Source organism: Mesorhizobium sp. M00.F.Ca.ET.216.01.1.1 (assembly GCF_004010325.2).
Taxonomy (GTDB): Bacteria; Pseudomonadota; Alphaproteobacteria; order Rhizobiales; family Rhizobiaceae; genus Mesorhizobium.
The window spans coordinates 1-385 of record NZ_SADR02000198.1 but is presented as its reverse complement, the minus strand read 5'-3'; the positions used below and the strand labels follow the sequence as shown (position 1 = coordinate 385).

Annotated in this window: 1 protein-coding gene; it reads right to left on the bottom strand. The window is 62.3% G+C overall.

Translation table 11 applies throughout. From position 1 onward, the window contains the following. Nucleotides 1-215, bottom strand: a 215-nt coding sequence (locus EN859_RS35705; protein WP_245525880.1) for a DUF4915 domain-containing protein, incomplete at its 3' end; no start/stop codon positions are given. Between the last annotated feature and the right edge of the window lie 170 nt (nucleotides 216-385).

The following is a 385-nucleotide window of genomic DNA, read 5'->3' as shown; positions in this document are numbered from 1 at the left end:
AGCAATCGCCCATCCGGCAGCCAGTCGATCGAATAGGGCAGGACGGCCGGCACCGTGAGCATGACCTCGCTATTGCCGTCCTCGGCCATAGCGACAATCTCGCCGGTTCCCCAGTTGCACAGCCAGAGCCGGCCGTCATGCCAGCGCGGCGACTCGCCGAAGGCAAGGCCCTCGGTGACGATATTGGCTTTCCTGACGCTGCTCGATGAAGACATTTGGCTGGCTCCGTTTGGCGGGTTCGCCAGCCTAGGACGGATGAGGCGGCCGGGTTCCTACAGTCTTGTTGAAAGTCGAGGCTATCATCGCTGTGCCCGGTCTCCCCACTCTTCCCCATTGTTGCGTTGCGGGGAGGGGGGCTTTCCGCTATTGAGGCGCAACCTGAAAC